The sequence below is a fragment of the Anabaenopsis arnoldii genome (assembly GCF_028331025.1).
In the GTDB taxonomy this organism is placed as follows: Bacteria; Cyanobacteriota; Cyanobacteriia; order Cyanobacteriales; family Nostocaceae; genus Anabaenopsis; species Anabaenopsis arnoldii.
The window spans coordinates 1-24032 of the sequence record NZ_JAQMUH010000082.1 but is presented as its reverse complement, the minus strand read 5'-3'; the positions used below and the strand labels follow the sequence as shown (position 1 = coordinate 24032).

Sequence of the window (24032 nt, the reverse complement as noted above, 5' to 3'; positions counted from 1 at the left end):
TGACAAACCATCCCGAAGCCAATAAAAGAGTATCGACTCTACTTAAGAGGCAAAAGGGTAAATGTCCAGAATGTGGGCATTACTTTAGGGACAGTGATGTAATGGAAGTAGACCACATCTTACCCCTTTCTAAAGGTGGAAAAGATGAATATAAAAATCTACAACTACTACACAGACATTGCCACGACAGAAAGACAGCCAGTGATGGAAGTCTTAAAGGTATTCATGACAGGAACCATATCATTGAGGAGCCGTATGAAGCGAAAGTTTCACGTACGGTTTTGTAGACGAGTCGGTTGGGTGACTGACCGGCTTAGTTTAATAAAAAGATTGAGGACAAAAGTAAGTTTATCCCTTAAGATTTTGCTAGATAAAAAAACAAAAAAAACCGGTTATCTCAAATAACCGGAAAGTGGTGTTAATTGCAATTAGTTTGAGAACTAATCTAGGAAACCCATGAGCACAGGGGCGTCATCAATCAGATTTGATGCTGTTGGACGATTACCAAAAGAAGTGTAATTATTGGCAATTACTAATGTACTCGCAGCAATGGGACGAATACCAGACAGGTTGATGGTGTCAACAACTTGAAATGTCTGAGCAGCGATGGGACGAATACCCATAATATTCACTGTATCAGCTACAGCCAAGGTACTGATGCCAATAGGACGGATTCCAGAAATTTTAACTGTTCCAGCAATTTGTAGATCACTGCTTCCTATGGGGCGTACTCCCGCAATAGCCAGTTTACCTTCGTCTTTGTGTGCTGGTACATCGGAGCCTTTTTCGACGTTATCCGTATTCAAATTATTATCCTGCTTGTTTTCAACTGCCACTGTCTTTTCTCCCTTAAGCTTGGTATCCTGTTGTTGAGCATCGGTTTCTTCCCCAGTGCTACTAATACTCATAAACGGATACCTCTAGTTTATTAACTGGATTTTACAATAATTAAGGAAAAATGATTTTTCCCTACTCATCAAGAGTGTAACCTGAAATAACCTAGTAATGATATTAGTATCTTTTAAAGTGATACATAAGTAAATTTAAATTGTGATTAAATTGTAAATTTTTGTAAAATAGTATTGCTATTTATTACTTTTATGTTCTCAGTTCAGCAGGGCATAAACAGTGCGGTTAACATCAGATATGGTATTTTATGACAGGATTTTGTCTTCAAGCTCCATTTATTCCCACAGGAGATCAACCACGGGCGATCGCCCAACTGAGCGCCAGTATTGCAGCTGGTAACCGTTACCAAACTTTACTGGGGGCTACAGGTACAGGTAAGACGTTTTCCATAGCCGCAGTGATTGAAAAAGTGGGTAAGCCCACCTTACTACTAGCTCATAATAAAACCCTGGCGGCACAACTGTGTAACGAATTGCGGGAATTTTTTCCTAATAACGCGGTGGAGTATTTTGTTAGCTACTACGATTATTATCAACCAGAGGCCTATATTCCCGTTACAGATACCTATATTGAAAAAACATCTTCGATTAATGATGAAATCGATATGTTGCGCCACTCCGCCACGCGATCGCTGTTTGAAAGGCGTGATGTAATTGTAGTGGCTTCCATTAGCTGTATCTACGGTTTAGGTATTCCCGCAGAATATCTGAAAGCTGCCATTCCCTTGCGCATAGGTATGGAAGTAAACCAGCGGCAAATTTTACGCGATTTAGCATCAGTACAGTATAGTCGTAACGATGTAGAAATGAGTCGGGGACGTTTTCGCGTCCGGGGGGATGTCTTAGAAATTGGCCCAGCCTATGAAGATAGAATTATTCGGGTAGAATTCTTTGGGGATGAAATCGACGCTATTAGATATATTGACCCGGTGACCGGTGAAATTATCCGCAGTTTAGAGACTGTGAATATTTACCCAGCGCGTCACTTTGTCACCCCAGAAGAACGCCTAGAAGCAGCTTGTGATGATATTGCGGCGGAGTTAAAGCAGCACAAAGCCCAATTAGAACAGGGGGGGAAACTCTTAGAAGCACAACGCATAGACCAGCGTACACGCTATGACCTGGAAATGTTGCAACAAGTAGGTTATTGTAACGGGGTTGAAAACTATTCGCGTCACTTAGCGGGAAGAAAGGCGGGGGAACCCCCAGAATGTTTAATTGATTATTTTCCTAAAGATTGGTTATTAGTCATAGATGAATCACACGTTACAGTACCACAACTTCGGGGTATGTATAACGGTGACCAAGCTAGGAAAAAAGTGTTAATTGACCATGGGTTTCGTCTTCCTAGTGCTGCTGATAACCGACCGTTACAAGCAGAAGAATTTTGGCAAAAAGTGAATCAGTGTATTTTTGTTTCCGCCACCCCAGGAAATTGGGAGTTAGAAGTATCTCAGGGTCATATTGCTGAACAAGTAATTAGACCGACTGGGGTAGTTGACCCGGAAATTTTTGTACGCCCCACAGCAGGACAAGTTGATGATTTATTAGGGGAAATTAAAGACAGAGTAGAACGCCAAGAAAGGGTGTTAATTACCACCTTAACTAAAAAAATGGCGGAGGATTTGACCGAGTATCTCCAGGAGCAAAGTATCCGGGTGCGCTATTTGCATTCAGAGATTAATTCTATTGAGCGCATAGAGATTTTACAGGATTTGCGCGGGGGTAATTTTGATGTTTTGGTGGGGGTAAACTTGCTGCGGGAAGGTTTAGATTTACCGGAGGTTTCCTTAGTTGCAATTATGGATGCTGATAAAGAGGGCTTTTTACGGGCTGAACGTTCTTTAATTCAAACCATTGGTAGAGCAGCGCGTCACGTCCGGGGACAGGCGATTTTATATGCTGACCGTCTCACAGATAGTATGGTTAAAGCCATTGATGAAACAGACAGGAGGCGGGGTATTCAAGTTGCATATAACCAGATGCACGGTATTACACCCCAATCTATTGTTAAAAGGTCAAGTAATGCCATTTTATCATTTTTAGAAGTTTCTCGCCGGTTGAATGGTAATGATTTAAAAGTGGTAGATGAACATATAGATGAATTACCCTTGGAACAGATTCCGCAGTTGATTGGGAAGTTAGAAGAACAGATGAAAGCAGCAGCCAAGAAATTGGAATTTGAAGAGGCGGCAAAATTGCGCGATCGCATTAAACATTTACGGGATAAAATGCTGGGAAGTTAAGTTTTACTTATGGGTGAAGGCAAGACCCCGAAGACAAGGGGGGAAGTCAACATACTAGTAAACCCGCCCGTAATACTAAAATGTAGGCATGACAATATTTTGAGTACTGGTTATGAAAATTAAAGTATTAATTTGGCAGGAAGATGGTGTTTGGTGCGGTTCTGTACCTGCTTTACCTGGTTGTCACACTTGGGGAGACAGCTACGAACATCTACTAGAAATGCTTGAAGATGCTGTTCAAGGTTGGTTAGATGTTGCTAGTGACCGAGAGGCGAGTGAAGCAGAAAAGCAATTGGTTGAGCTATCTCTATGAAATCTGTTTCAGGTAAGGAACTTTGCAAGGTTGTGGAACGATATGGCTGGGAGCTAAAACGAATTACTGGTAGCCATTACATTTATGGAAAAAAGGATCTTGAAGTCATCCTTTCCATTCCAGTTCATAGTAATCGTGATTTGCCAAAAGGAACTTTAAAAAGCATTTTGAAGGATGCTGGAATTAGTGAGAAAGATTTGTAGTAGCAATAATCACAAAGAATAAATTTTAGGTATCGCATTAAACATTTACGGGATAAAATGCTGGGAAGCAATTAATTTACTGCCATAATATTCTTGATATGGTCAGCTAACCTCATGGCTAAAGCAACAATGGTAAGTGTAGGATTAGCAAAACCTCCTGTAGGAAACACAGAGCTACTGGCGATGAATAGGTTAGAAATACCATGGACTTGGCAATTTCTATCAACAACACCCTGTTTGGGGTCATCATGCATCCTTGTTGTTCCCATGTGATGATGTAAACCAGGATGGATTAATTTTGGTAAATTGCCATCTCGTTCAATTTGTAACTCACCAATGCCAGCCAGAGCAATTTCTTGTTGTAAAATATCTTGGGTTCTATTGATGTGTTCAATATCAATTTCATTCCAACGCCAGTGTAACTTGACTCGTTGACGACCGAGGCGATCGCGATCGCCAGTCAGTGTTATACGATTGTCAGGGTCGGGGACTTGTTCAGCTATTTGTAGAAGGGTAAAACCGGCAAATCGTCTTTCTTTATCTGGAATATATGACCAACCACTCCAAGCCAGACTAGGAACAAAAGGTTCCTGCTTGATAATTGCTCCGTAAGCAGCAGGTAAGATATAGTCAAGACCCAAAACAATATTTTTTAAGTGTTTGCCAATATTTCGATGTACTTCTGGTTTATGTATTGATGACAGCAGTGTTTTCAGAGAATTTGCAGCTTTTAACTGATGTAGTTTGGGAATAGGAAACATTAATGTACTAATATTTAGTAATTGTTGATGGTGCATACATTCTTCTGTCAAAGTTAACTTACCCATGACTGGAATGTTATTAACCCGCCGCAAATCATATAAAGCTGTCTTGCGAAAAATCTCTGGATTACTAGGAATCAATTTACCACCATGAACTAAAGAATGATCCATAAAGAATCTCCCTACTAGATCATTTTGATTACCTAACCCAGTTGTTTGCACTTTATTTGATAGTAATAATAAACGTGCTGTTTCTATACCACCTGTTGCTAGTATAGTAAATTTGGCACGTACCCAAAATTCTTTGCCAGATAAACAAGCCACCCTTAAACGAGTTACATTTGTGGCTGTTTCATCAGTCTCAATTTCCACTAGGCTAGCATTGAGATATGTGGTAATATTTCTGGCTTGCTGAATTACTTCACGGGAATCATGGGTAAATACAGCACGAGGGCCAAACTGAAACATATTAGTAGTTACATTCCCAGAAAATGGCAAACAAGGAGTTTGAGCCTCTTCCCAATCTTGAGCATCATAACTAAAAGTTCCCAGTTGGCAAAGTTGATGAGCGCGTTTATAAAAAGGATCAAGATGAGATTTATCAAAAGGCCAACCACTGTAAGGTAGCCAATCGCGCTTTTCAAAGTCTATTTTATCTAATGGGGCATACCTAACACCAATGACATTATTACCTAGGCGAATTTTCCAAAAGTTAGCCGTACCGCCGAACTGAAAACAACGCTGACTTTCTAAGATGTCAAAATGATTATTAACACTTTCACCTAAAGTCAGTGATTGAGTATTCCGATCAAAATTTAATCCACCAGTTTCTAATAAAATCACCCGAAAATCTGTTCGGGCTAATTCACGCGCTAAAGTAATACCTGCTGGTCCAGATCCAACAATACAAACTTCAGTTTCCAGACTTTCATCTTGGGGTAATTTGCGTGCATCAATTAACATTTTTAGATAAGTATCTCTAATCAAAATATGTCTTGTTCAAAAAGGTCATCTGAAGGATTTTTTTCATTGTTTCCTTTGTTGAATTAGATTGAATATGGCACAACTTTAGAGGATGTGCAACATTTAAATATTATTAATTTTTCCGGTTAAAATTGGTGAACCCTGTCAATATAAACGCTAATATAAGAGGATGTTTGTCAAGTCATGATTAGTGTATCAAATTCGGTGGTTGAGCGAAGTCGAAACCACGATACCCCCAATAATCTCTAAAATCTCTTGCGGTTATCTTAACCTCACTTCCTCCCCCTTATATTCCTTCGACTTCGCTCAGGGAAGTTATTGATTTCGGTTGCGATCCTACCTACTATCGAACCCCTGGTAAGGGGAGGGTTAGGGTGGGGTGTGTTGGGTGTGTTCCCTGTTCCCTCTTCCCTGTTCCCTAAGATAAAAATTACCTCTTGGAAACTTATCAAACATCCTCTAAGAGCAACTGATACAATTTCAGGAATCAAGCGATAATAGTGGGTTAAGTCAACCCTAACCCACCTAACAGACTAAATTATTAAGCAACTACAAAATTCACCAACTTTCCGGGAACCACAATCACCTTTTTAATTTCCTTACCCTCAGTGTAACGTTGCACAACCTCAGACTCACGGGCGTATCTTTCTAACTCCGCCTTATCAGCTTGTGCGGGGACGGGAATATCTGCACGTTTTTTACCGTTAATCTGAATTACCAAAGTAATTTCCTCAGCTACCAAAGCTCCGGGGTCAAAAGATGGCCAAGTCTGAGTGTGGATAGAACCAGTATTACCCAAGGACTGCCACAATTCCTCAGCAATGTGGGGGGCAAAAGGAGCTAACATGAGCACTAAAGTTTGAACTCCCTCAGCATAAATAGGGGAATTTTTGCACTCAGCATCAGTGAGAGCATTACTTAACTTCATCAATTCCGAAACAGCGGTATTGAATTGATATTCATCTTGTAAATCTTCCGTCACTCCTTGAATAGCGGTGTGAATAGCGCGCCGTAATTCCTTTTCTGGCTTAGTTAAATCAGAAAGTTCTGGCTTTTTCCTGCATACCCCAGCGGTAGCATAATCTGTGACCAAGCGCCATACCCGATTTAAAAACCGAAATTGTCCTTCTACATCTGCTTCGTCCCACTCCAAATCCTTTTCTGGGGGTGCTTTGAACAGGATAAACATCCGCGCCGTATCCACACCATACTTACTAATCACATCTTCTGGTGCTACACCATTACCCTTAGACTTAGACATAGTGGCATAGAGGCGTTGTAATGGTTCACCTGTTTGGGGGTCGCGGGGGTCTGCTGGGTTGACTAAATGAGAGGGAACCCATTTATCTTTACCGCTCTTATTGGGGTTCATATAAGTTAAACCCTGTACCATACCCTGAGTCAACAACCGGGCGAAGGGTTCATCAAAGTTAAGTAAACCTCTATCCCGCAGCACCTTAGTAAAGAACCGGGAATATAACAAGTGTAAAATAGCGTGTTCAATACCACCCACATACTGATCTACAGGCATCCAGTCATTAGTTTTAGCGGGGTCAAAAACTTGTTCTGTATTCTGAGCGTCGGGATAGCGTAGGAAATACCAAGAAGAATCAATAAAGGTATCCATGGTATCGGTTTCTCGGCGAGCGGGAGTACCGCAACTAGGACAGGGAACATTGACCCAGCTTTCCAACTGAGTCAAAGGTGAACCCCCACGCCCGGTTAATTCCACCTCTTCTGGTAACCTGACGGGCAAATCCTCATCGGGGACTGGTACTATGCCACAATTGGGACAGTGAATAACTGGTATAGGTGCGCCCCAGTAGCGTTGTCGGGAAATTAACCAATCTCGCAGGCGGTATTGTATTCGCAGTTTACCAAAATTTTCTGACTCAGCATATTTAATGATTGCCTCTTTGGCATCTGTGGAATTCATACCGGTGAAAGACCCGGAATTAATTAAAATTCCTGGCTCAGTATATGCCTGATTGTATTCAATATTAATAACTTTGGTGATTTCATCTGTGGGTGATGTGGGCGTTAGGTCAAAATCTGCCACATCATCGGGGGAAGCAATGACAAACTCAATGGGTAAATTATAAACACGGGCAAATTTAAAATCTCGCACATCATGAGCAGGTACACCCATAACTGCCCCGGTACCATATTCATACAGTACATAGTCGGCGATCCAAATGGGTACTTGTTCCCCGGTAAAAGGGTTGATGACTTGGCCACCAGTGGGGATACCGCGCTTGGGTTTGTCTTCAGCGGTGCGTTCTAACTCGCTTTGCTGGGAAACTTCTTGAATAAATGCTTCTACAGCTGGTTTTTGCTGTGGGGTGGTGACCACACGGGTTAAAGGGTGTTCGGGAGCTAATACTACATAGCTAACACCATAAACTGTATCTGGGCGTGTGGTGTAGACAGCCACCTTTTCATCCTTTCCCACTACGGGAAATTCTAAATAAGCGCCTGTAGACTTACCAATCCAATTAGCTTGCATTAACTTGACCCGTTCGGGCCAACCGGTTAATTTATCTAAATCGTTGAGTAATTCTTCAGCGTAGTCGGTAATCTTTAAAAACCACTGGCGTAATAGTTTTCGCTCAACTTTCGCCCCACTGCGCCAAGAACGACCTTCGTTATCTACTTGCTCGTTAGCTACCACAGTTTGGTCTACGGGGTCCCAGTTTACTGCTGCTTCTTTTTGATATGCTAACCCGGCTTGCCAGAACTGCAAGAAAATCCACTGTGTCCACTTATAATAGTCTGGTGAACAAGTAGCAACTTCGCTGTCCCAGTCGATAGACAAACCCAGACGCTTTAATTGCTGCCGCATTTGGGCAATGTTTTGATAAGTCCACTGGGCTGGTGGTACTCCCCGGTCAATGGCGGCGTTTTCTGCTGGTAAACCAAAAGCGTCCCAACCCATGGGGTGGAGTACCCTATATCCTTGCATTCCCTTGAGGCGTGCAATTACATCGGTAATAGTATAATTACGGACATGACCCATGTGGAGGCTGCCCGATGGATAGGGGAACATGGAAAGGGCGTAGAATTTTGGCATTTTAGTATTTGCAGATGTCTTATCTAGGCCAAGTTCTGCCCATGTTTGTTGCCATTTTTCCTCAATGTCTGCTGGGTTATATCGGGAATCCACCAAAATTCTCCTACGGGACTATAATCGTGTTTGCTTCAATATTATAGATGCTGGGGAATGTTACAGGGCTTCAAAGTCAGCTGTAAACCCGGCAAAGTTGGTACACTCTTCTTGAAAAGCTTCTGCATCGCTGACATCTTCTATTTTATATGCCATGATTCTTGTACCATCTGGCATTTTTTTAGAAGAAATACATTCGCCTTGATATTTGTCTGATATGCTTTTGAAGTTAGCGCCGTGTTGTTTCCAAGCGTCACCGGAACAAGTTACATTTACCCGCCACATAATTTCTCTCATTTACTAGCTATTAATACTTATTATCTCACATGGGTGGTACATATTTTTGAGGTTTACCGTGACGCAGATTTGATTCTAGGGGTAAGTAGGTGAACAGAAAAAAACCGCAGTATGTAACGAAGAGTAAAGTGTCGCAAAACCTCTTCTCTGTTCCCCGTTCCCTGTTCCCTGTTCCCTTGTCATAACGACAAATTTTAATGCCCACTTACTTATCTATTAGGTATGAGATGCTTTAGTCGTAAATTATCAGGATTTTCTATCTCTGGGATGTGTTTATTTTTATAACTATCTACCATAATGCACATAGAGGATCTTGTTTGTGTCATTCATGTTTGTGATTTAAATAGGAAAGGTTAAAAATGTCGAAGAATGTTAAGGAGCAAATTACTATCGATTTGCAACAGGTTAAAGAAACTGGACAGTTAAGAACTCAGCGGATTCGGGAAATTGTTAAATCTGCTGTTTCTCAGCTTAGTTCGGAACTGAAAGCAGGTTCTAGTGATATTCGTTATCTAGTAAAAGATGCGGTTTCTGCTGTGGTGGAAAACTTTCAACACAGGGGGGCGGAAATTAAGGAAGATGTCACAGCTTGCATTGAGGGGGCGTTGGAAGGGGTTAATAGCAAACGACATGAGGCGATTGTAAAAACTCAAGGAGAAGTCAAGAAGCTACAAGCACAATTGGATAGTGAAGAGGAACAAATTCAGCAAGAAGTTGATGGTATTTTAACGGAAATTGCCGAAACTAGCAAGGATAAAACTGAGGATACTAAAAATGCGATCGCTTCTGCTATCAATACTATTAAAGATAGTGAGGAGGTAGCTTTACTTAAGAAACGTTATGCGCAATTGCAAGCTCAATTAGCTATTGTCCGGGCGAATTTAGCTGCGCGTTATGGCGGCCGGGATGGTGAGGTTAAGGATTATCTAGATGAGGCAAAACATTGGTATGATCAGGCTCGTCCCCAAGCTGAGGCTATGGCGACACAAGTGGAGGAACAGCGATCGCACCTAGAAGATAAACTAGGGGAAGCTGGCGCTGCTATGGCCAGAAAGGAGCGTCAAATTAAACAAACTTTACGGGAGTTGTTACTATCTACTGCTGAGATTTTTAAAGATGAGACACCTACTGATAATAAACAGGAGGAACTAACTCGTAAGTAGTCTTGACAAATGTTGAGAGAAATTCATCAGCCAAGAAATCAGGGTGGTTAATTACCACCCTCTTTAAATGGAGACGCTCATTTTAATTTAATAACTACGTCCTTGTTGATTGAGTTCTTCATGTTTAGCAATTACCCAAACTGCATGGATGCTACCGGGAAGCCAGCCTAAAAGTGTGAGTAAAATGTTAATTAACAAAGTTGGACCAACGCCAACTGTCAGAAACACACCTAAAGGAGGAAGGAATAAACCTAAAAGTAAGCGACCGATTTTCATGATTTGGCGATTTTATTTAATGAGGTTTTTGTGCAAATTGTGTAGGATGCTTATCTGGAGGGTAATTCGCCTTGGCTATTAACATCACTACTGCTTAAAACAGGATATCTTTCAGCCAAATACTTGTTAATGAAGGTATTAGCAAAAGATAAAATTACCGGACCCAGAAAAAAGGCGAGAACTCCCCGGACTGCGAACCCAGGAACCACCACCGCAGCTAACAAGAAACAAAAACCGTTAACTACTAGGGAAAATGCTCCGAAGGTGAGGAAGTTAAGGGGTAAAGATAAAGCAGAAAGGACTGGTTTAATGGAACTGTTGATCAAACCAATGACGACACCAGCAATCATAGCTGCTGGAAAATTAGCAAGATTTACACCGGGTACAACTAAATCGACAATTAACAAGCTCAAGGCTGTGGCTATGACCGTTAAAAGTGTTCCCCACATTGTTTTTACCTAAAAATAACAGATGGATTCTTGACGATTCCTGGTATTATTTTCAGATCAATACTTATATTTTCCATCTTGAATAAGAGGGATTATGTTTATACCATTAGGGTGAGAGTGTCTTTGTAGTCTACAAAGACACTAAAATAATGGCTTTATTACTTAACAGCTTTCATCGATAAACTAATACGGTGCAACTTTTCGTTAACTTCCAATACCCGCACCTTCACAACTTGTCCCACTTTAACAACTTTCTGGATATCATCGACAAATCTATCAGCTAGTTGGGAAATATGCACTAAACCATCTTGATGTACGCCAATATCCACAAAAGCGCCAAAGTTAGCCACATTGGTAACTATTCCTTCTAATTCCATCCCTACCTGTAAATGACTAATTTCTGTAATTCCTTCTCTAAAGGTGGCGTATTTAAATTCGGCGCGGGGGTCTCTACCTGGTTTCTCTAGTTCCCTGATGATATCCCTGAGTGTAGGTTCCCCAATGCTGTCGGTGACGTATTTCTTGAGGTTGGTTTTTTTCAGCTTGGCTGCAATTTCTGTAATCTGATTTAAGGATATATCCAAATCAGCGGCGATCGCCTGCACCACAGAATAACTTTCGGGATGGACTGCGGTATTATCTAAAGGGTTATCACCGCCACGAATCCGCAGAAAACCCGCAGCTTGTTCAAACGCCTTGGGTCCCAACTTCGCCACCTTTAACAATTGTCTGCGGTTCTTAAAGACTCCATGCTCGTTGCGATAGGTGACGATGTTATTGGCTACTGTGGCTGTAATTCCCGAAACAAAAGTTAACAGTTCCTTAGAGGCGGTGTTTAGGTCTACCCCCACATAATTAACGCAACTTTCCACAGTTTCATCAAGTTTCTTTTTCAGCAACTTTTGATCAACATCATGTTGATATTGTCCCACACCGATAGATTTAGGGTCAATTTTTACTAGTTCCGCCAGGGGGTCCTGTAACCGGCGACCGATACTAATAGCACCGCGCACGGTAATATCTAAATCAGGAAACTCTTCTAATGCCACTTTACTGGCAGAATATATTGATGCTCCCGATTCATTGACGATAACTTTAATGGGTTTGGGGTCTATATCTTGTAAGACCTGGTTCACAAACTCATCGGTTTCCCGGGAAGCTGTACCGTTACCGATCGCAATTAACCTGATTTGATATTGTGTAATTAAATTTTTGAGAGTTTGTACAGCTTTGTCCCGTTGTGCTGACCCTTGGTGAGGAAACACCGCTTGGTAGGCTAAAAATTTTCCTGTTTCGTCAAGTACCACAACTTTACACCCGGTTCTAAAACCAGGGTCAATCGCCAGTGTGGGTTTCATTCCCGCGGGTGCAGATAACAGTAACTCTCGCAGGTTGGCCTCAAAGGTTTGAATTGATTCTATATCTGCGTAGGTTTTTTTCTGGGAAATCACCTCACCCATAATGGAGGTTTTCATCAGCCGATTAAATGCGTCTTTGACCATGGCTTGATAAAATTCCCGAATTGTGGGATTTTTGGTTTTAATTTCCCTTGCTTCTAGATAGTTGAGTACAATATCTTCATCAAAAGCAATTTCATAATTTAAGATTCCCTCCGCTTCACCGCGACACAAAGCCAGGAGGTTATGGGGGGCAATATTTTTTACCCCCATCTGATAGTTGCGGTACATCTCAAACTTGGTTGTACCTTCGGGATAATCTTTCTTGATCTGAGAGATAAATACCCCTTTCTCCAGAAAATAATCACGCAGATATGCCCTTAACTCCGCTTTTTCTGCCACTTCTTCCGCTAAAATGTCAGCCGCGCCCTTGAGTGCTTCCTGTGGTGTTTTCACCTCCAGAGTCTGAGAAACATACTGCATTGCTGCTGTTTCTAGTGGTGCTGTGGGACTTTGAGGGACATTGAGAGATTTAATCAACTGGGCTAAAGGTTCTAAACCCTTTTCCCTGGCAATGGTAGCACGGGTGCGCCTTTTTGGTCGATAGGGTAGGTATAAATCCTCTAATTCTGTTTTTTGTAAGCAGGATGTAATTTTGGCTTTGAGTTCTTCTGTGAGTTTACCTTGTTGGGCGATCGCATTGAGAATTACCCCCTTGCGTTCTGCTAACTCTGTTAAATAAGCATAGCGATCAAACAAGTCCCGCAGTTGTACCTCGTTCATTTCCCCTGTGCGCTCCTTGCGGTAACGTGCGATAAAAGGAACCGTCGCACCTTCGGTTAACAGTTCCAAGGCGTTTTCGATTTGTTCAGGTTTGAGGTTTAATTCAGTCGCCAGTAGTTGAGGAATATTCAGCATAAGGTGTTTAACTTAAGAAATGTTGCTCCTCCTAAAAATGTAATAGATATCTGCGCGCAACAATGTTTGACAACGCATATTTATTTTTTGGAGATGTTAATATTACCTTAACGGCCAAATTTTCATAGTCTTGTCATAACTCCCACTAGCTAGGGTTTGACCATCCGGGCTAAATCCTACAGACCTCACCCACTCAGAATGTCCAGTGAGGGTGTGAGACAGCTTACCTGTCCTCACATCCCACAGTTTGATAGTCTTGTCATAACTCCCACTAGCTAGGGTTTGACCATCGGGGCTAAATCCTACAGACCTCACCCAGTCAGAATGTCCGCTGAGGGTGCGGCGAACCTTACCTGTGGTCACATCCCAGAGTTTGATAGTCTTGTCACAACTCCCACTAGCTAGGGTTTGACCATCCGGGCTAAATGCTACAGACCTCACCCACTCAGAATGTCCGCTGAGGGTGTGACACAGCTTACCTGTCTTCACATCCCACAGTTTGATAGTCTTGTCATCACCCCCACTAGCCAAGGTTTGACCATCTGGGTTGAATGCTACAGAATAAACCCAGTTAAAATGTCCGGTGAGGGTGTGGCGAACCTTAGCTGTATTCATATCCCAGAGTTTGATAGTCTTGTCATAACTCCCACTAGCTAGGGTTTGACCATACGGGCTAAATGCTACAGAACAAACCGAGCCAGAATGTCCACTGAGGGTGTCGCGGAACTTACCCGTCTTTACATCCCACAGTTTGATAGTCTTGTCCACACTCCCACTAGCTAGGGTTTGACCATCCGGGCTAAATGCTACAGACACAACCCAGTGAGAATGACCGATGAGGGTTGTGTGTAGACAGGGGGTATGAGGTGGTGGGGTTCTTCCCTCTCCCCTTCCAGAGTTAGGGGAAAAAACAGGACTCAAAACAGTCATCACCTCTTCCACAGACTGATAACGCAGCTTGGGTACAGGATTTGCTAACTTTTCTAAAATCTTACCCAACTCATCACTAACAACATTCCCATTCAAGAAATCTCGCCACACCCATTCTGCATTCATCGGATCATATAAATTAAAGGGGCTAACTCCTGTTAATAAATGCAGACAGGTGACACCTAAACTATATAAATCACTGATAAATATGGCTTTCCCCATAGACTGCTCAGGGGCGCAATATTCCGCTGACCCGATAATTGTCCCTGTAGCTGTGCGTTGTTTGGTTTGTACCACCTTCGCAGCGCCAAAGTCTACTAAAAATAACTTGTTGTCACTACTGCGGCGAATGATATTCTCTGGTTTAATATCTCTGTGAATTACCTGCTGACTGTGGACAAACTTGAATATCTGCAACAGTTCTATTAATAATCCTCCTATTTGCTGTTCTGCAAACACCCCGGTTTGATCTAATTCCGCTTGTAGGGTTTCCCCTTTGACAAACTCCTGAACCAAATATTGACGATTATCGGCGGTGAAATAAGCCATTAATTCGGGAATTTGGGGATGTTTACCCAGTTCTTCTAAACGTTCTGCTTCTTGTGCAAATAATTGGGAAGCCTTTTCTATACTGTCTGTTCCTTGGGCTTGGGGGAGGAATTGCTTAATGACACAATAGGGTTTTGAGGGTTTATCTTCGTCAATGGCTAGAAATGTCCGACCAAAACCCCCTTGTCCTAAAATTGACTGGGGGCTATACCTTTCTCGTAGGAGTAACTTGTTACCACACTTTTGGCAATATTGGCAAGTATCCAGGTTAAGGTGGAGACACTCCGGGTTAAGACATTGACGCATAGATTCACACCATGGGCTGGTTATTTATGGCTAAGAAAAATTATACAAGAAAATATATAAATAATTATACATCTTTGCTGTTTTGAGTGCGGTTACCCATGTTTACACAGATGATACATAGTATTGAGTAGTTGGGTTGAACGAAGTGAAACCTAACAAATGCTGGTAAATGTTGGGTTTCGTTCCTCAACCCAACCTACAAAAATTAAATTGATATTATTTATTATATAGCCTTTTTCAGGCTCATGAAGTACACACCAATTCCCTATTCCCTATTCCCTGTTCCCTGTTCCCTGTTCCCTGTTCCCTCAAACTAAAAAAAAATGTACCTCACGAGCATGGGAAATGCTATAAGGGCATAGATAGAACAAATAAAATAAAAGTATTACCCATTACCAATTACTCAAAGAAAATGATTGCAGCTAAAGAAAACACCCCCCACCTCACCCCCGAAGAATACTTTGCATGGGAAGAACAGCAACTAGAAAAACACGAATATATCAACGGCCAAGTTTACCCCATGAGTGGCGGTAGCGTTAATCATAGCCGCATTGCTATTAGATTTACGACTATGTTTGATACCCATTTAGACGCTAGTAGTTGCATAACAGGTAACTCAGACCTCAAAGTTAATATTTTAGGTACTAATAACTACACCTACCCAGATGTTAGCGTCACCTGCGACGATCGCGACAAAACCAATACCCAATATATTACCTACCCCTGCTTAATAGTTGAAGTTTTATCAAAAACTAGCGAAGCTTATGACAGAGGTGGTAAATTTAGAATGTATAAAAATAATCCAGCCTTAATAGATTATCTGCTGGTCAGTTCCACCAGCATGGAAATTGACCTTTATCATAAAAACGAGGCTGGAGACTGGTTAATTATCAACTACAAACCAGGTGACACCATCCAACTTAAAAGCATTAATCTTAACTTTCCCCTTGAACAAATCTATCGCGGTTTAAATCTTGAACCAGAGAATGGGGAATAATAGAAGTATTACCAAATTACCTACTATCCATTAACCAATATGCTCACCCTAGAAACAGCCATTCAAAAAATTCAACAACTCCCCCCCGAACAACAAAAAAAAGTGATTGAATTTGTAGAATTTCTGGAATTTCAATCAAGTCAAACCCCTGATCAGCAAACACCCACTGCAACAGAAACCCCCAAAACATCCTTCGCAGCAGCGACTAAAGAATTTATCGGTTGTCTTGACAGCAATCTTCAAGACCTTTCCCATAATCCTCAGTATCTAGAAAAATTTGGCCAATCATGACTAGAACCACAATTTTAGATACAGGAGTTTTAATTGCTTACCTGATGCCCAAAGATAAATTTCACCCTTGGGCAGTTTCCCAACTCGCTCAAATCAGCACCCCTATCTTAACTAATGAGGCCGTAATTACAGAAGCCTGTTTCCTCGCCCAAAGGATTCATAATGGACAAGAAACTATTCTAAAACTGATTCAACAAGGTCATATCATTATCCCTTTTATCCTCAACCAAGAAATTGAAGCCATAGAAAACCTAATGAAACGCTATGCTTCAGTACCAATGTCTCTAGCTGATGCCTGTTTAGTCAGAATGAGCGAAATGTACGAAGATAGCCAAATTCTAACCCTAGATAGTGACTTTACCATTTATCGAAAGCAGCGCAACCAACCAATTTCCGTCATTATGCCTAACGAGAATTAAGCTATGACTCAATCTGAAGCTGAATTAGAACAACAGTTAATTGAACGCCTAACCACATTAGGCTATGAACCTGTCACCATTGGCAACGCTGAAGACCTCAAAGCCAACCTGAAAACCCAACTGGAAAAATATAACGGTATCCAACTCAGCGACACCGAATTTAAAACCATCCTCAACCACCTAGATAAAGGTAACGTATTCGATCGCGCTAAACGTCTCCGGGATAAAATGGAACTCAACCGCGACGATGGTACAACCTTTTACCTAGAATTTATCAACACTGAGCATTGGTGTCAAAATCAATGTCAAGTTACCAACCAAACCGATACCAGTAACCGCAGTCATAGCTGCAACAAATTAAACGAATTTATTGCGGACTATAACCAGATGTATAAAACCCAGCATTCCGCTAGAGATAGTCAGGCTTTCTATGCCTACTACAAAGATATTTCTAAACGGAATTATTGGAAATTATCAACAAGTTTGATGACGCTATTGGTGAGATTGATGAGGAAGAGTAAAACAGTTCTCAAAACAGGCGATCGCCCCTGGGAAATACCAGTAATCACACGGTATTGCTGAGGGTAATATCTTCTGAATATGCGCCTTTGAGAATTTAACCCGGCTATGAGATACGCTCATATGATCTCCGGGATATTTTCATTAACTATGGACGTAACTGGATTCGAACCAGTGACCTCTACGATGTCAACGTAGCGCTCTAACCAACTGAGCTATACGTCCTTAACCACACGATTACTTAACTTAGCACATATCTTACAGGAAAGCAACTATTATTTTATTTATTTTATTTATTTTGCTCACTAGTCAGTCTCTAAAACCCTGGAGGCTTTTCTCAAGATATAGCATTTTCCATGCTTGTGAGGTAAAAAGTTTTTTAGTTTCAGGGAACAGGGAATAGGTAATAGGGAATTGGTGTGTACTTCATTACCCTGAAAAACCCTTTATGTACTATAAGTAATTTTTTATATTAGTATTTTAATTTATCCTCCTGGTTAAACAGTAAATAAATATACTAACTTTACAATAAAATACCAGATTCTCAACATAGGCTGTAATTTAGAGCCTGTTTATACAGTAAATATAAGGATTTGAGGCTTTAAAAGGATAGAAATTAGGGGTAACCGACCCACTCTAAAATTTACCTTTAATTCTCCATCGTGTTTGTCGCAGTAATGCCATATCATATTAAAAAATATTTGCACACATTCCCTAGGAAGATGACCTGAATAATTAGCAGGTTTAAATTAAAATTAGTGTGTCGATTAACTGCTTTCTATGGAGGTTTAGCCGAGTGCTAAACCTTTTTTATGCTGATATATTTCAGTTATGGTATTGCTTATATCTAACCTATAGATAGATGAAATTTACACAAAAGTACATTTACAGTGATAATACATGGTAAACTCTTGCTGAATGTGGGCTTGGCTAATGCTCAAGCCTCTTTTGTATATTTTCAATTTAGCTCTGGGGTTTATGCTTTAGTGCATTGAAAAACGATTTTAGCATTATATCATAAATGTCGGTTTTTTGTATATATCGATAGGTATTATAAATAATTTATTTATGCTGTTATTATTCAGTTCGTTAATGCCTGAAAAACATATAACTACCCTGGAGTTAAGGCCAGGGTTTTCTTTTGAGATGTTGGTTGGGGATAGATGACATCTCACCAGGGTATGAGTAATTTTTTGATGACTGCCTATCTATTGTGGATAATGATACCATGTTTATAGATATGATATTTAGCATATTTAATATAATTTGTATACTGCTTGAAGGCAGATGAATTATAATCAGTTTATATATAAATTGGCTAAATATGGTAAACACCTGGTATATATAAAGGTCTGGCTCTAGTTCAGGCCTTTTTCGTGCTTTTAATATATGAATGAAATGCCAAATATAAATTGAACCTAATATTCTACTGGCCGCAGGAAGATGAAGTTGAGAAAAAGTTTTCTTAAATTGTAAGTTAGTACGTTGTTAAGCACAGCAATAATCAAGGTTTGGTTCACAGCCAAACCTTTTTTTATGATTAATAATTGCTTATTTATCAGCTTTGAGACTATTTGAACACATCCTTTAGGAGGATGAACTAAAGGTATAGAACTATTAAATTATTATTGGTGTAGTAAATGCTTGGTATACATAAGGGCTTGGCTTGTCCAAGCCTTTTTTCCTGAGAATTTATATCAGCTTATATCAGCCGGAAGATGAAATTTTGGCGGTGAAATTTTGAGTATAATTAAATACTAAATAAATATATGGCATTATTATATTGATACCATGACATGGGGACGGAAAAGAATTTAAAGAGTTGTAAACTATGATAGACTCTCTAGCTGGCTGGAGAGTTTAGGATGGATATAAGATAAAAGCCAAACTTAATAGCTGATGACAGTCAAAAGCATCCCTAAAGCCATGAAAAGAGGATTCCCCACAAATTAGCAATGGCTGAATTAGCTTTACGACTGATATTCAGCAGATACAAGCTAAATCTTGATAGTTCTTTGATTCCATACTGTAAACCTATGACACTCAAACTCACAGTTCCCAATATGGCTTGTTCTGCTTGTGCCAACAATATTACTAATGCAGTAAAAGCAGTTGATGCCAATGCTACGATTGAGGCTGACCCCCAAACCAAATTTGTGAGCGTAGAAACTCAAGCATCGGAAGCATCAATTAAGAATGCTTTAGCTGCTGCAGGCTATCCAGCTGCTTAAAACTGATTATACCGGCTCAGATGCCTAGGGTATAAGCGTTTGATGTAATTTCTACATCTAAACTAAATGTGTTTGAGCGGATGAAGTTGCATTCATCAATTGGATGCAACTTTGACTGGATAGGCTACACTAGCAAAAGTGATTGACTGAGCATGGATACTCTCACGCTTAAACTCCGGGGTATGAGTTGCGCTTCCTGCGCAAACAACATTGACCAAGCAATTCGCTTGATTCCAGGGGTGATTGACTGCAATGTTAACTTTGCTGCTGAACAGGCTACAATCAATTATGATCGAACACGTACTAATTTAAAGATTATCCAAAGCGCTATCGATGCTGCGGGATACTCTTCTTACCAGGTTTCAGAAGACATACTGACTGGAGAAGATGATACTCACACAGCAATTAAGTTAGCCGCGGAACAGGAAATTAGCCGCAAGGTGATTGTGGCGGGTGTGATCGCTATAATCATTTTTGTGGGTTCCATACCCATGATGACAGGGTTAAATTTCTGGTTTATTCCCGAATTTCTGCATAATTATTGGGTACAGTTACTGTTGACTACCCCAGTACAGTTTTGGTGTGGTTGGGGTTTTTATGTGAATGGCTGGAAAGCCCTCAAGCACCATACAGCAACAATGGATACCCTGATGGCAGTGGGTACAAGTGCTGCATATCTATATTCTTTGTTTGTGACTCTGTTTTCGGGATTTTTTACGGCTCAGGGTATAATCCCTCATGTATATTATGAGGTTTCGGTAACTGTAATTGCTTTAATTTTGCTGGGACGGTTGTTAGAGCATCGCGCTAGGGGAAAAACCTCGGAAGCTATTCATAAACTGATGGGACTACAACCCAGAAATGCTAGGGTTATCCGTGGTGGTGTAGAAATGGATATTTCTATTACCGAGGTGGAAATTAATGATGTGATTGTGGTGCGTCCAGGGGAAAAGATTCCTGTAGATGGTGAGGTGATTACTGGTATTTCTACGGTGGATGAGTCCATGGTTACTGGTGAAAGCTTACCAGTGCAAAAGCAACCGGGTGATGAGGTAATTGGGGCGACTATTAACAAAACTGGTAGTTTTCAGTTTCGAGCGACACGAGTGGGAAAGGATACTTTTTTGGCGCAAATAGTCAAACTTGTGCAGCAAGCACAGGGTTCTAAAGCGCCAATTCAAAGATTAGCAGATCAGGTTACAGGATGGTTTGTACCTGCTGTAATTGCGATCGCGATCGCGACTTTTGTGATGTGGTTTAACTTCATGGGTAACTTTACCCTAGCAATCATGACCACAGTGGGTGTACTGATTATAGCTTGTCCCTGCGCTTTGGGTTTAGCTACTCCCACTTCAATTATGGTGGGCACTGGTAAAGGTGCGGAAAATGGTATTTTAATTAAAGATGCCCAAAGCCTAGAGCTAGCACACAAAATCACCACCATTGTTTTGGATAAAACCGGAACTTTAACTCAAGGGAATCCCACAGTTACCGATTTTGTCTGTGTGAAGGGTACTGCTAACCACAATGAACTACAGCTTTTACAGTTAGCTGCTGCTGTAGAGCGAAATTCCGAGCATCCCTTGGCTGATGCAGTGGTAAAATATGCCCAATCCCAAGAGGCGAGTTTAATTGAGTGTAATGACTTTGCAGCTGTCCCTGGTAGTGGCGTTCAAGGTGTGGTGTCAGACCGCTTAGTACAAATTGGTACAGAACGCTGGTTGACAGAACTGGGAATTAATAATCACTCCCTCCAGGAATATAAACAAGTCTGGGAAGCTGGGGGTAAAACTGTGATTTTAATAGCTGTAGATGGTGTTCTAGAAGGAGTGATGGGTATTGCTGATGCTCTGAAACCTTCCTCAGCAGCAGCAGTTAAAATACTACAGAAACTTAGATTAGAAGTGGTAATGCTGACTGGAGATAACAGTAAAACTGCGGAGGCGATCGCCCAAGAAGTCGGTATCCAGAGAGTTTTTGCAGAGGTACGCCCAGATCAAAAAGCCGCCATAATTCAATCCCTCCAAAGCGATGGTAAATCTAAAATTGTGGCGATGGTAGGTGATGGTATTAATGATGCACCTGCACTCGCACGAGCAGATGTGGGTATTGCGATTGGTACAGGAACAGATGTGGCGATCGCCGCGAGTGATATTACTCTGATTTCTGGAGATTTACAAGGAATTGTGACGGCAATTCAACTTAGCCGGGCTACAATTGGCAATATCCGCCAAAATCTCTTCTTTGCCTTTATTTACAACATCATAGGTATCCCGGTCGCTGCGGGAATTCTCTTTCCCTTCTTTGGGTGGTTGCTAAATCCGATTCTTGCAGGCGCTGCAATGGCTTTATCTTCCGTCTCTGTGGTCACCAATGCCTTGAGATTGCGGAAATTTAAACCAAAAATCATCTCTGGAGGTGTACAATAATTTCAACTATGTTCAATAAAAATATACTTTGGGCTAGTCTGGCGGCTTTGGGTCTATCCCTAGGAACAGCATCAGCAACAATACCAACTCATTCATCAGGGGAAACTAATGATTTTCACCCTAGGTCGCAACCTTTGGCCTTGAAAGTTGGTGTAACTATTAGTGGTGTCGCTTTAATTGCGTTAGAGCTATGGTGGTTTCTGTTGAGTAAATCACCATCACAACCCAACCGCAAAGAAGATTAATTAGGGAAGCGATCGCAGTTCCGTATATTCGTATAAAGCGATCGCCAGATTAATCCCTAGCCACAGGGATAGATCATCAAAATTGTAATTCTCTTTTGGCAGAGACGATTGCAGTGGCAAGCCCCCCATCCCCCCAAGAGACTTCCCCAAGGCTTAAAGAAAGAGCAGTCCATTGATTTTTGGCAATAAAAAAAATTCTGCGGGGTTTTAGGCTTAAAATTGCTTAAAAGGTCAACTTATAGTTAACTTTGCCACCCGCAGGACATCCCCAGCTATGATTAATGAAATTTTTCCTTTCCATTTTCAGATAGACAAAATCGCCATCGCCGGAACCTGTCTGTGGTCATTGGCGCTATACTTGATATTTTCCCCACTGCGTGATACAATAATAGAACTGCTCAGTAAATGGTTTAACTTCGCCGAGCGATCGCTTTACATCAGTCAACAAGAATTTGAAAAAACACGCCAAGCCAGAGAATCTCAAAACGCCTTTTACGCTTCACTATTTAGCATCATTCCCTTTCTAGTAATCGGCGGTTTATCCAACTGGTTTCTAGAAATTAGCTTAGGACGTAGCTGGGGCATCAGCATAGGTATAATGGCTTGTATTATTTCTGCTATTTATGAACTAGCTCGCCAAAGTGGGGAATTAGACGAATGACCCTTCCACAATAGCTATTTCCTCATCAGTTAATTCATAGAGTTCATACACCAACTGATTAATCTGTCTATCTGTAGCATTAATTTGCTGTTTAATTCTTCTTTTAGCTGGTGGTGTTTGAGCTTGATTTAGCTGTTCATGCAAAAACAACATTTGTTCAACCAGTCTAACCATTTGATTGTGAAGATTTGTTTCTGATAAATTCTCGAAATTAATCCTGCGGATTGGTAGCTGTTCAACAAACTGAGTAAAATAACGGAAAAACCCACCACGAATTGTGGTGCTAATATTCTTGAAGTAAAAATCTAATAACTTACTATTGAGTAATCCTAAAATATATTTAATAGACTCATTGACATCATTTTTCAGTGTAATTCCATAACCACTAGTAAAAGCATACTCTCCTCTTTCGTCTAAGGCAAAAGATGCTTTAATGGCAATATCAGGTACTAGTATTTTAGGATATCTCATCAACTCTATATTTTTGGGATAAATATAACCATACCAACCAGATCCCAGCATCTTACCTTTTTCTCGGTTTTCTAATTTGATTTGATTTTGGATGAGATAATCAAGAGTTAGCGGATAATTATTACAGAGTTTATTTTCATTGAGCAGATTAACTTGTCCGTTCACTAGTTCATAAGGAATAATCAATAACTTATTGGAATATAAAAGCTGATAGGCTTTAATTTCCTTCCCCTGTAGAAAAGGACAAGTTAAACTTGATTCAATTGTAATTACTTTATCTAAAGATTTAGAATACACATCTAGTAAGTTGTCTCTCTTTTGAGAAATAAAATCTACAACATATACTTCATTCGCACTGGTTCTAATACCTTGGGAAATATTATTTTTTATTTTCCCTAAACTGACGAATCTATGATCATTAAACTTCTCAAAGAATAAGGCGTTATGAAATTTGCTAAAGTTCCAGGTTTTACTAATAAAAGATTGTTGAATAAGGCTGATTTTTTCAATACTGTCATCAGTAACCCACTCTAATAAATCCTGTACCTGAATAAAAGTAACTTCTGATTTATCTGTTTTAGATAAGAAAAGCAAACAAGTATAAGTTGATACTTTAGGAAAAACTTGTTGATCACCAAAGTAAACTATTTTTTCCAGGTATTGACCTTTAGCAATTAATTTTCTCAAAGATTCTCCATATTGAGCATTAAAAAACTTATGGGGTAAGATAAAACCCAAACGCCCATCCTTTCTTAATAGATTTAGTCCTTTTTCGACAAAAACAACATAAATATCATAATTTCCCTTACTAGCAGAAACATATTCTTCCTTATAAAATTCTACTTCCAAAGTAGCCCATTCCTTTAAAGCTTGAATGCGAATATAGGGAGGGTTACCAATAACTAC

22 protein-coding genes and 1 tRNA gene are annotated in these 24032 nt (G+C 40.6%); 13 read left to right on the top strand and 10 right to left on the bottom strand.

The window, feature by feature from the left end:
- The coding region (locus PN457_RS06625) for an HNH endonuclease (RefSeq protein ID WP_271732154.1) at positions 1–287 on the top strand (287 nt) is incomplete at its 5' end.
- A gap of 153 nt (positions 288–440) precedes the next feature.
- Here the strand turns inward: PN457_RS06625 and PN457_RS06620 are convergent.
- Positions 441–908 carry a hypothetical protein gene (locus PN457_RS06620; RefSeq protein ID WP_271732153.1) on the bottom strand — a complete coding sequence of 156 codons (468 nt, stop codon included), beginning with the start codon at positions 906–908 and terminating at the stop codon, positions 441–443.
- Positions 909–1156: 248 nt separating this feature from the next.
- Here PN457_RS06620 and uvrB point away from each other — a divergent pair, with 248 nt between their 5' ends.
- The 3 genes from uvrB to PN457_RS06605 all read left to right on the top strand — a co-directional run bounded on the left by uvrB (position 1157) and on the right by PN457_RS06605 (position 3670).
- Positions 1157–3154, top strand: coding sequence for an excinuclease ABC subunit UvrB (gene uvrB, locus PN457_RS06615; protein ID WP_271732151.1), 1998 nt, complete (start codon positions 1157–1159; stop codon positions 3152–3154).
- Positions 3155–3266: 112 nt separating this feature from the next.
- A complete protein-coding gene (locus PN457_RS06610; protein ID WP_271732150.1) occupies positions 3267–3467 on the top strand; it encodes a type II toxin-antitoxin system HicB family antitoxin in 201 nt (66 codons plus the stop codon).
- Positions 3464–3670 (top strand): type II toxin-antitoxin system HicA family toxin, encoded by a 207-nt coding sequence (locus tag PN457_RS06605; protein WP_271732149.1) that lies wholly within the window; start codon positions 3464–3466, stop codon positions 3668–3670. Before PN457_RS06610 ends, PN457_RS06605 begins: the two co-directional genes overlap by 4 nt.
- A 71-nt stretch (positions 3671–3741) precedes the next feature.
- On the opposite strand, the gene PN457_RS06600 is transcribed toward PN457_RS06605, so the two are convergent.
- The 3 genes from PN457_RS06600 to PN457_RS06590 form a co-directional block, all read right to left on the bottom strand.
- Positions 3742–5394 (bottom strand): GMC oxidoreductase, encoded by a 1653-nt coding sequence (locus PN457_RS06600; protein ID WP_271732148.1) that lies wholly within the window; start codon positions 5392–5394, stop codon positions 3742–3744.
- Positions 5395–5956: 562 nt separating this feature from the next.
- Positions 5957–8578: a leucine--tRNA ligase gene (leuS, locus tag PN457_RS06595; protein ID WP_271732147.1), complete on the bottom strand. Its 2622-nt coding sequence runs from the start codon at positions 8576–8578 to the stop codon at positions 5957–5959.
- Positions 8579–8638: 60 nt separating this feature from the next.
- Positions 8639–8863 (bottom strand): hypothetical protein, encoded by a 225-nt coding sequence (locus tag PN457_RS06590; RefSeq protein WP_271732156.1) that lies wholly within the window; start codon positions 8861–8863, stop codon positions 8639–8641.
- Positions 8864–9234: 371 nt separating this feature from the next.
- Between PN457_RS06590 and PN457_RS06585 the strand changes: the two genes are divergently transcribed.
- The gene (locus PN457_RS06585) at positions 9235–10038 is read left to right on the top strand and encodes a histidine kinase (RefSeq protein WP_271732146.1); all 804 of its coding nucleotides are present in this window, start codon (positions 9235–9237) and stop codon (positions 10036–10038) included.
- Positions 10039–10125: 87 nt separating this feature from the next.
- On the opposite strand, the gene PN457_RS06580 is transcribed toward PN457_RS06585, so the two are convergent.
- From PN457_RS06580 to PN457_RS06565, 4 genes are all read right to left on the bottom strand, one after another.
- Positions 10126–10314, bottom strand: coding sequence for a YqaE/Pmp3 family membrane protein (locus PN457_RS06580; protein ID WP_271732145.1), 189 nt, complete (start codon positions 10312–10314; stop codon positions 10126–10128).
- 50 nt (positions 10315–10364) lie between these two features.
- Entirely contained in the window at positions 10365–10763 is a 399-nt protein-coding gene (locus tag PN457_RS06575; RefSeq protein ID WP_271732144.1) for a phage holin family protein, read from the bottom strand.
- Between the two features lie 158 nt (positions 10764–10921).
- Positions 10922–13078 (bottom strand): Tex family protein, encoded by a 2157-nt coding sequence (locus PN457_RS06570; RefSeq protein WP_271732143.1) that lies wholly within the window; start codon positions 13076–13078, stop codon positions 10922–10924.
- A 102-nt stretch (positions 13079–13180) separates the two neighbouring features.
- Complete coding sequence (locus tag PN457_RS06565; RefSeq protein ID WP_271732142.1) at positions 13181–14863, bottom strand: serine/threonine-protein kinase; 1683 nt, start codon at positions 14861–14863, stop codon at positions 13181–13183.
- A gap of 412 nt (positions 14864–15275) precedes the next feature.
- Between PN457_RS06565 and PN457_RS06560 the strand changes: the two genes are divergently transcribed.
- From PN457_RS06560 to PN457_RS06545, 4 genes are read left to right on the top strand one after another with little or no spacing between them, the layout of a single operon-like run.
- Positions 15276–15860, top strand: coding sequence for a Uma2 family endonuclease (locus PN457_RS06560; protein WP_271732141.1), 585 nt, complete (start codon positions 15276–15278; stop codon positions 15858–15860).
- A gap of 39 nt (positions 15861–15899) precedes the next feature.
- A complete protein-coding gene (locus tag PN457_RS06555) occupies positions 15900–16151 on the top strand; it encodes a DUF2281 domain-containing protein (RefSeq protein WP_271732140.1) in 252 nt (83 codons plus the stop codon).
- Positions 16148–16570 (top strand): type II toxin-antitoxin system VapC family toxin, encoded by a 423-nt coding sequence (locus tag PN457_RS06550; RefSeq protein ID WP_271732139.1) that lies wholly within the window; start codon positions 16148–16150, stop codon positions 16568–16570. The genes PN457_RS06555 and PN457_RS06550 overlap by 4 nt, the downstream gene beginning before the upstream one ends.
- A 3-nt stretch (positions 16571–16573) precedes the next feature.
- Positions 16574–17152 carry a type I restriction endonuclease gene (locus PN457_RS06545; protein ID WP_271732138.1) on the top strand — a complete coding sequence of 193 codons (579 nt, stop codon included), beginning with the start codon at positions 16574–16576 and terminating at the stop codon, positions 17150–17152.
- A gap of 88 nt (positions 17153–17240) precedes the next feature.
- Here the strand turns inward: PN457_RS06545 and PN457_RS06540 are convergent.
- Positions 17241–17314: transfer RNA gene (locus PN457_RS06540), tRNA-Val, on the bottom strand.
- Positions 17315–19125: 1811 nt separating this feature from the next.
- Between PN457_RS06540 and PN457_RS06535 the strand changes: the two genes are divergently transcribed.
- From PN457_RS06535 to PN457_RS06520, 4 genes are all read left to right on the top strand, one after another.
- A complete protein-coding gene (locus PN457_RS06535; RefSeq protein ID WP_271732155.1) occupies positions 19126–19320 on the top strand; it encodes a heavy-metal-associated domain-containing protein in 195 nt (64 codons plus the stop codon).
- A 152-nt stretch (positions 19321–19472) separates the two neighbouring features.
- Positions 19473–21749, top strand: coding sequence for a heavy metal translocating P-type ATPase (locus PN457_RS06530; RefSeq protein ID WP_271732137.1), 2277 nt, complete (start codon positions 19473–19475; stop codon positions 21747–21749).
- Between the two features lie 8 nt (positions 21750–21757).
- The gene (locus tag PN457_RS06525) at positions 21758–21994 is read left to right on the top strand and encodes a hypothetical protein (RefSeq protein ID WP_271732136.1); all 237 of its coding nucleotides are present in this window, start codon (positions 21758–21760) and stop codon (positions 21992–21994) included.
- Positions 21995–22268: 274 nt separating this feature from the next.
- The gene (locus PN457_RS06520; RefSeq protein ID WP_271732135.1) at positions 22269–22655 is read left to right on the top strand and encodes a hypothetical protein; all 387 of its coding nucleotides are present in this window, start codon (positions 22269–22271) and stop codon (positions 22653–22655) included.
- Here PN457_RS06520 and PN457_RS06515 read toward each other — a convergent pair.
- The coding region (locus PN457_RS06515; protein ID WP_271732134.1) for an Eco57I restriction-modification methylase domain-containing protein at positions 22644–24032 on the bottom strand (1389 nt) is incomplete at its 5' end. The genes PN457_RS06520 and PN457_RS06515 overlap by 12 nt on opposite strands.

Coding starts and splice junctions, on each gene's coding strand:
- PN457_RS06520 (WP_271732135.1), top strand. CDS start 22,269: ATGATTAATGAAATTTTTCCTTTCCATTTTCAGATAGACAAAATCGCC.
- PN457_RS06525 (WP_271732136.1), top strand. CDS start 21,758: ATGTTCAATAAAAATATACTTTGGGCTAGTCTGGCGGCTTTGGGTCTA.
- PN457_RS06565 (WP_271732142.1), bottom strand. CDS start 14,863: ATGCGTCAATGTCTTAACCCGGAGTGTCTCCACCTTAACCTGGATACT.
- PN457_RS06550 (WP_271732139.1), top strand. CDS start 16,148: ATGACTAGAACCACAATTTTAGATACAGGAGTTTTAATTGCTTACCTG.
- PN457_RS06535 (WP_271732155.1), top strand. CDS start 19,126: ATGACACTCAAACTCACAGTTCCCAATATGGCTTGTTCTGCTTGTGCC.
- PN457_RS06620 (WP_271732153.1), bottom strand. CDS start 908: ATGAGTATTAGTAGCACTGGGGAAGAAACCGATGCTCAACAACAGGAT.
- PN457_RS06545 (WP_271732138.1), top strand. CDS start 16,574: ATGACTCAATCTGAAGCTGAATTAGAACAACAGTTAATTGAACGCCTA.
- PN457_RS06570 (WP_271732143.1), bottom strand. CDS start 13,078: ATGCTGAATATTCCTCAACTACTGGCGACTGAATTAAACCTCAAACCT.
- PN457_RS06555 (WP_271732140.1), top strand. CDS start 15,900: ATGCTCACCCTAGAAACAGCCATTCAAAAAATTCAACAACTCCCCCCC.
- PN457_RS06560 (WP_271732141.1), top strand. CDS start 15,276: ATGATTGCAGCTAAAGAAAACACCCCCCACCTCACCCCCGAAGAATAC.
- PN457_RS06575 (WP_271732144.1), bottom strand. CDS start 10,763: ATGTGGGGAACACTTTTAACGGTCATAGCCACAGCCTTGAGCTTGTTA.
- PN457_RS06580 (WP_271732145.1), bottom strand. CDS start 10,314: ATGAAAATCGGTCGCTTACTTTTAGGTTTATTCCTTCCTCCTTTAGGT.
- uvrB (WP_271732151.1), top strand. CDS start 1,157: ATGACAGGATTTTGTCTTCAAGCTCCATTTATTCCCACAGGAGATCAA.
- PN457_RS06605 (WP_271732149.1), top strand. CDS start 3,464: ATGAAATCTGTTTCAGGTAAGGAACTTTGCAAGGTTGTGGAACGATAT.
- PN457_RS06585 (WP_271732146.1), top strand. CDS start 9,235: ATGTCGAAGAATGTTAAGGAGCAAATTACTATCGATTTGCAACAGGTT.
- PN457_RS06600 (WP_271732148.1), bottom strand. CDS start 5,394: ATGTTAATTGATGCACGCAAATTACCCCAAGATGAAAGTCTGGAAACT.
- PN457_RS06530 (WP_271732137.1), top strand. CDS start 19,473: ATGGATACTCTCACGCTTAAACTCCGGGGTATGAGTTGCGCTTCCTGC.
- PN457_RS06590 (WP_271732156.1), bottom strand. CDS start 8,863: ATGTGGCGGGTAAATGTAACTTGTTCCGGTGACGCTTGGAAACAACAC.
- PN457_RS06610 (WP_271732150.1), top strand. CDS start 3,267: ATGAAAATTAAAGTATTAATTTGGCAGGAAGATGGTGTTTGGTGCGGT.